The sequence below is a fragment of the Domibacillus robiginosus genome (genome assembly GCF_000966195.1).
Taxonomy (GTDB): domain Bacteria; phylum Bacillota; class Bacilli; order Bacillales; family Domibacillaceae; genus Domibacillus; species Domibacillus robiginosus.
This window is the reverse complement of record NZ_LAHL01000089.1, coordinates 1-6,880: the sequence shown is the minus strand read 5'-3', so window position 1 is coordinate 6,880 and position 6,880 is coordinate 1. Positions and strand designations below refer to the sequence as shown.

The 6,880-nt window shown below is 34.6% G+C and carries 5 protein-coding genes and 1 riboswitch; of the genes, 3 read left to right on the top strand and 2 right to left on the bottom strand.

Annotated elements, in window-relative coordinates:
* Positions 1 to 655: 655 nt before the first annotated feature.
* A complete protein-coding gene (locus VP97_RS22820; protein ID WP_050184488.1) occupies positions 656 to 1,648 on the top strand; it encodes a helix-turn-helix domain-containing protein in 993 nt (330 codons plus the stop codon).
* 1,457 nt (positions 1,649 to 3,105) lie between these two features.
* Positions 3,106 to 3,339, top strand: coding sequence for a hypothetical protein (locus VP97_RS22815; protein WP_050184487.1), 234 nt, complete (start codon positions 3,106 to 3,108; stop codon positions 3,337 to 3,339).
* Positions 3,340 to 4,474: 1,135 nt separating this feature from the next.
* On the opposite strand, the gene VP97_RS22810 is transcribed toward VP97_RS22815, so the two are convergent.
* Both VP97_RS22810 and sda read right to left on the bottom strand, forming a co-directional pair.
* Entirely contained in the window at positions 4,475 to 4,795 is a 321-nt protein-coding gene (locus VP97_RS22810; RefSeq protein ID WP_245629972.1) for a nuclear transport factor 2 family protein, read from the bottom strand.
* Positions 4,796 to 5,028: 233 nt separating this feature from the next.
* Positions 5,029 to 5,202, bottom strand: coding sequence for a sporulation histidine kinase inhibitor Sda (gene sda, locus VP97_RS23580; RefSeq protein ID WP_082220517.1), 174 nt, complete (start codon positions 5,200 to 5,202; stop codon positions 5,029 to 5,031).
* A 22-nt stretch (positions 5,203 to 5,224) separates the two neighbouring features.
* Positions 5,225 to 5,309: riboswitch (cyclic di-GMP riboswitch) on the bottom strand.
* 172 nt (positions 5,310 to 5,481) lie between these two features.
* Here sda and VP97_RS22805 point away from each other — a divergent pair.
* Positions 5,482 to 6,369 (top strand): alpha/beta fold hydrolase, encoded by an 888-nt coding sequence (locus VP97_RS22805; protein ID WP_050184486.1) that lies wholly within the window; start codon positions 5,482 to 5,484, stop codon positions 6,367 to 6,369.
* Positions 6,370 to 6,880: the final 511 nt, after the last annotated feature.

Genomic DNA, 6,880 nt, shown 5'->3' with positions numbered 1-6,880 from the left:
GGGGTATCTTTTTATTTTTTCATCAAAATGGCCTAAAAACAGCCTTTTTTTATCCACAAGTTAATAAAAATAAAAACGGTAGATTTATAGATGTGTGGATAAGTAGATTTATCTACTTATACTTTTGTATACTTATCTACAATGTTAAACTTTGAGCAAAGTTATCCACAACAAAAAAACCTATTGTACCAAGGGTTGAAGCGTTCCCTTGTATACATATATACATTTTCCAACCATTCTATTTTATATACATAGATACTTGTATACATGTATTTTCATATACATATCTACCATATTAAAAAAACGCTCCAAACCCTATTGCAGTGCGGGTTTTTATTGTTTACAATTTAAATCATCAACAGCTGTCCACAAGTTAACAATCAAATGGCCAGCAGACCAACGACAAAAGAAAAACTAAAAAATAAAAAGGCAAAAGCGTGTTGCAAAGATGCTACCAACATCTTTACAACCATTCACCGTGAACCACCCACGGTAAACACCTGCTTTTACCTTCTTGAATACCTCTATTTATACGTTTATTTTACGATAAATAGACCGTATTTTCAAGAGGTATCTTTCTGTTGCAGATTGACGGCGTGTTTACCGATAAACGGTAAATGCGCCTTTTTGTTTTCTGGAAACGGAGGTAAGTAGCATGACGGCAAGTGTAGTCATTTCAGTTAGTGAATTTAAAGAGATGAACGATCATGTTCCATTTACAAAAACACACCAGGAACAGCAGGATATGAAATTAAATCTTTTAAAAACGGTCGAAGCGGTTTACGGTGACCGGTATTACCGTTTAAAAGAAGGAACAAGAAAAGCAATCGATATGATGTGCTGGTTTGCAGCAGAGAAAGGATTCTTTTTTGCAAGTGATGACTACTTGGCCGCTCGGTATGGCGTCACAGATAAAACAGTCCGCAATATTTCAAAAAAACTTCGAGACCATGGTGTGATTCAAACGATCTATCGGCGTTCCAGCACGCAAAATGGCCTTAGTGCACCGATTCATTTATTCACAGCTCATCCTTATTTCGATCACTGGAAACAAGCTCTTCAGCTGTCAGATTTCCAAGCTGATTTCCAAGCTGAAAAAGCTGAAATCCCTTGCGAGAGTAAGGTTGAACAACCAAAAAAAGTTTCTACCAAGTATTTATCTTTTAATAAAAATCTTTTAAAGATCTTACGTAAGGAAAATCGTCTTGGTTACACCTTTACACCTAAAAACGTTCCACAAACATTTATCAAAGCTGTAAAACCATTTTTTGATGAAGCAGCTGATATCTATCATTTATGGGGAAAAGCCATACTTGCTTATAAGAAATTTAATCTTTCAAATGTACTTGAGTCTTACGAGGAAATAGTGATTGAAGCATTTAAGCAATCTGTATTCGCACATAAACAAAGAAAAATCCGAAAAGATTTTAATGGCTATTTCTATGGCACACTCGTCCGCATGTTTACTTACAAAAAACGGGAAGAAACGTTTACCACCCATCCAAGTATTTTTAATTGGCTGGAAGAAGAGGAAAACAAAATTTCTTTTAAACAAGTCGGCAGACAAAGCTGGCAGGAACAAATTGGTCACTTGATGCAAAAAGAAGATCGGCTCACTCAATTTGATCCAGAAGAAATACCTTATTAACATGGACGAATATGTTAAACTGTTTTTTCTTATGCAATGATTTCTTATAGAGAAAATATATTTTTACAGTAAAGAGGTCTCTGAATCCATAATTAAGAAAAAAACAAACAGCTATTAATGACTATTCATTTTAATAATGAATGAGTATGGAAGTATTGCTTTTTAACGGAATGCTGACTTTTACAAGAAACAAAAAAGGCTTTTGTTTCAGCAGTACACATTTGTTTTCTTTAGCAGAAAACGAGGATATGGACGGGTTTAATAAAAAGCACCACAAAAGAGCAGCCCTGCTTTTCATCTATTGTTGGGCTAGTTTGTTAAGAATGTAAAGAACACAAAAAATCGTCCGTCTTTTGATTAAAGGGGTCCAGCCTTTTAGACGGTTACTTTATTCATTTAGAATACAATATTTTACTACTGTTTTTCAACCGAAAATTCTGCATTTATGGTTAATATTAACTACTGTTAGCAAATAATGAGTCTAAGGTATAGTATATCACGGTCTAGTATAAACTTTTATAGCTTATGTTGGCTTTCTTAGTGGAGGGGAGAAAGCCTCTCGTAAAAAGTGCTCTTTTTAACATAAGTTCATCGGAAAGGATCAAGAAAGAGTATTATGCCGTTTTTTTGTCTCTGGATGTTAATTAAAAGATAGTGTAAAAAAGTACAGAGCGTGTTCTTTATAACCAAATGATCTATCTACAGAGGGATAAGAAGGTTTGTTCTTAAGCTTGGATTCAAGAAAGAGATCATATGTGTACAAAAAGTTATGTTTCTTCTTACTCTAAGAACCATTCTTTTAGAAAAGAAATAAAAGGAAAGCAAAAACAATAATTTTGCTCTTTGACAAATTCTAAAAATCTTTATTGGTGTAAGGCCATAATTATGAACGAAGCATCACAAATCATTTTATTCTTTTCTTGTTTAAAAGATTTATTTCATTTACTTTGCGTCTTTGTAGCTGTTTTAAGAAAAATCAACACAGGTAGACTAATCAGGAGGGGTTACAGGAGAAAGCACGTATCATTTCTCTGAAGGAATCTACGTAAACAGAAAAGCTCGATAAATTTCTTCTGTACACACAAACAAAAATGGTAGCAGTACGTCTAAAGAAATAAAGATATGCAAAGTATTAAGATGAATCCAGGGCTTTATTTAAAAGGATTTAGCAGAGATTTCTTTGATGATATACAAAAATACATATCTACTTGTTTGCATGTAATTTTGTATATAGGTATACATGTATATTTGTATCGATGTAGATGCGTATACAAGGCAGAGGCGGTTTCATTACTCTCATAACTAAAAAAGCTGCACAAGAAAATAATATAATGTGTTCCAGCAGCGTCCTCTAAACGCAATTTTAAAGTCGACTAATTGGGGTTTCACAAAGAATCGTGAGAAGGGGGCCCGATGGAATTTTATGTGGACTCTTCTAATGTATAGGAGATTTGCGTATGGATCTGAGTGACTATCCACCGTGCTATTGTCCTTTTCAAAAGAGAAGGATTTGTCGAGCGACAGCCGCGATTTTGAATGCTTGTGGCAAACCGGCGGACGAGATGAAATTTTATTACCGTCAAGAGTTTTACAAAAACGAGATCAATAAAGGATTCCTGCCATTAACGCAAAAACTATATATGCTTTTTGAAAAAAAACGATGGGCACCTTTCAGAAGCGTTAAGCAATGATGCTGGAGAGAAGCCTTTTCGCAAAATAAGTGAAAATCATAAATGAAATATTCTATTGCTATCGAGTGAAGACAGCTTCCTTGTAAGTACTGTCAAGGAATTGAGAAATATATGAAAGACAATCTTTTTTATATAAAGAAGTACAATCTCAAAAATACGATAGCCAATTGAACAAGCGAAAGCAACGTATAAAAGTTTCTTATTTCAATTCATTGAAAAGCACATTACTACAGCTGAAACTAGAACCTTTAACGGATATAAGAAACAACCTAAAACACTTTAAGTTGTGTTATAGAATACACAAATGGATTAACAAAATGAGGTGTATTTTAGAATTTTATTTAAAAACCATAAACTCTGTCTTATATAGCTTATGAACTTTATGATCAATGTATATTCATCTACATAAATACAAGTATATTTGTATTTATGTAGATTTTTTAAAGATAAAAGACTTGAAAAACAATTTATAAAAATTTGGTCTGCAGATCTTTCCCATGGTACGTATCGATCATAAATCGTTCTATCATAAGCATTTGTAAGGATTAACAGCAAAAGAAAATTCAGCAAAGATAAAATTTATCTTTGCTGAATGATGAAATAATAAGGCGGAAGCTCACTTTTATTTTTATATATTTGTATGAAGCTTATTCAAAGGCCAAGCAGTTTGCCCGTCATTCTTTACACATCAATGGGGATTTCATTCTCTACCAGTACAGTTGCTAAAAAGCAGCAAGGTTTTTATAGAAAGCATGCACACCCACCAACAATTGTTCCTGTTGAATCCAGATAAAATTGAATAATATCAAGGGTACAGTAGAATTAATTCTATTTCTTTGTGTAATTCTGCTGCTACAAAGGAGCAAACAAAACAGCGAGGGGAGAAACTTGATTAAAGGCATAGCAGTTATTTTTTTCTATCACATATGGAATATGCTTACTAAGCTTTACTACTTTTTAAAGAAAGCGTAGGAAAATAGTGAAAGACTGAAGCTTTATTTAAACAAAGTAGGAAGGATAGATCTTTGCTTCGTAAAAGCAAAGGCTGCCTGTTCCCTGCACGAAATAAAAAGACGAGTTTCTTCTATTATATTAGTGTTACCTATCTTCTTAACTTTTAATCTTCTATTTTAATTTAGAAAGTGACAGTACTACACTGGCCTGAAATAACTTTTAATCCCCCATTCACATTCTGCCAAATTCGCATATAGCACATATGGTCTCCAATTATATTCGAGCCAAGCGTTCCCTTTAAAGAAATTTTTGTTATCGTAACCGCGCAATCCGACAATAATTTTACATGCTGGTCAAAAACAATAATGTCAGAGAAGTGTAATATACCGGATGGATAAGCTTCAAGCTCTTCTTCTTTCGTGAGAGTTTGTCTTAAATGGTTCAACAATATTAAATCATCATTCAAAAGTTCAATTAAGTCTTCCACATCACTCTGTAACATTGCTTTCCGAAGTTTTCTTCATATTCAAGAATTAAGGCTTTTTCCATTCTAAAAATTCTTCAGTGACTTTTATGATATTAAAATAATTTTTCACTAAAAAACTATCAAATCACCTGTGTATTTAGAATGTTTCACGTGAAACAATAAGCTAGTTAACTAGATTGCTAGAATTTTCAAGAAGAAAAGCGAAAGATTTCAAAGAAATAAAATTAACTGCCGAAAAAAAGAAAAAGCTAATCGCCAGCTCCTATAAGATGAGTTTGAAGAAAGAGGTAATCTGCATGAACCAGTCCCCTAGCAATTATTTCAGTTTCAAGCAGATAAATAAAATCAGGCGTTAGTTTCAAGCGTAATGCATTTATGTAGGCTTCTACTAAATATTCATCTGATATGTTTAATTGATTCAATGTATGTCCTCCTCCTTATAGATGAGGCGGTTCAGCCATCTTAGTTTTTCAACCGTAGATCTGAAACTTTGCGTCCCAGCCTTTCGACTGGTTTGCCTTTTTCTGCATGCCTATATTAGTATTAAAGAAACAAAGCAAAAACAAAACCACAAAAGTCTAGCTATTATTTTATAAAAATTGCTCCGATTTGTCATTTTCAAAAGCTAAAATTCACAAAAAAAGCAAATAATCAAAATGTTAAACATATAATTGCCAGGAAGAAAGAAAGGGGAAATAAAGGTGCAGGAAAAAGTAATAAGATTATCGGATGGCAGGCATCTTGGTTATTGGGAGTATGGAGACAAACGAGGAGTTCCTGTTTTTTTATTTCATGGAACACCTGGTTCGAGAATTTGGTTTTTAAATGATGACCCGACAGCACAGTCTTTAGGAATTCGCTTTATTGCAACCGATAGGCCCGGTTATGGGTTATCGGATCAAAAGCAAAATAGGCAGCTTCTTGATTGGGCAACGGATATAAAAGAATTAGCTGACTTTTTAAATATTAAACTATTTTCCGTTTTAGGTGTTTCAGGAGGCGGTGCATACGCAGCAGCGGTTTCACATACTCTGCCTGAACAAACCCAGCTATGTCTCCTTATTTCCACCGCCGCTCCTTTTCAAGATGGGAAACTGCCCAAAGATATGTCAAAAGAAAACCGTATCGCTTTTTTTCTCTCCAAACGCTTTCCCTGGCTGTTAAACAAACTGAGCCATTCACAAAAAAAAATGATTGATCAGCAGCCTGAAAGATATCAGGCAGCTTTAAAAAAAGGAGGACGCCATTTGCCTGAATGGGACAACCGGCAATTATTAAAAGAGGGTGTAGCGGAAAGTACTCTTCTGCATTCTAAAGAGGCTTATCGTCAAGGGGTCAAAGGGGTTTCCTACGAAACAAGACTGCTCATGAAAAATTGGGGATTTAACCTCGGCGATATTCAGGTTCCAGTTCAAATTTGGCATGGCGAGAAAGATACCTTATCTCCTGTAAGCGAAGTAAAAAAGATGGCCAGGCAATTCAAGCATGTTGAATCATTTTATATAAAAGATGGTGGCCATTTCCTTACAGAAGAAGAAGAGATATGGACAGCCATCCTGCAAACGGTTTTAACACATACAAGAACTTAAATGAACGGAGATAAAAGCGTTTAACTGTATGTTCTTTTTTTGTGCGACTATAAGAGAATTGGAACGGATATGAATGTTTCCAGGAAAAAGAAAAGATAAGTGGCGGAATGGCAGCGGGTTTGACACCGGGCAGCTTAACCGGGTATGAAGACGAAGAAGATCAAGATAAGGGCATTGAGGATAAAGTAGACGACCAGCTGGCTTCATAGAATGATCTGACCAACGAGTAACCAGACCAGCAAAAACTTGTGCTTATAATAAAGCACAAGTTTTTTTATGTAGAAGAAAAAAGGGAGGAAGATAAACGGAAATGATGATTCTAAATTGTATGGAGATAAACCGTTTATATAGATATAGCAGACCAAATGCAATTATGTTTCTTTTTGGCTGTTTTCGCATAAGTTGTTGCTGGAAAAAAATAATGTACAAGGGTGTCCAATATTGTGGAAAGGGTGTTTCTAGTGGGGATGGCTTGGCACGATGTTTAACCTGGTGTAAACGATAAACTAGA

Excerpts from the sequence above, each read along its gene's own strand:
- VP97_RS22820 (WP_050184488.1), top strand. The coding sequence starts at position 656 with ATGACGGCAAGTGTAGTCATTTCAGTTAGTGAATTTAAAGAGATGAAC.
- VP97_RS22815 (WP_050184487.1), top strand. The coding sequence starts at position 3,106 with ATGGATCTGAGTGACTATCCACCGTGCTATTGTCCTTTTCAAAAGAGA.
- VP97_RS22810 (WP_245629972.1), bottom strand. The coding sequence starts at position 4,795 with ATGTTACAGAGTGATGTGGAAGACTTAATTGAACTTTTGAATGATGAT.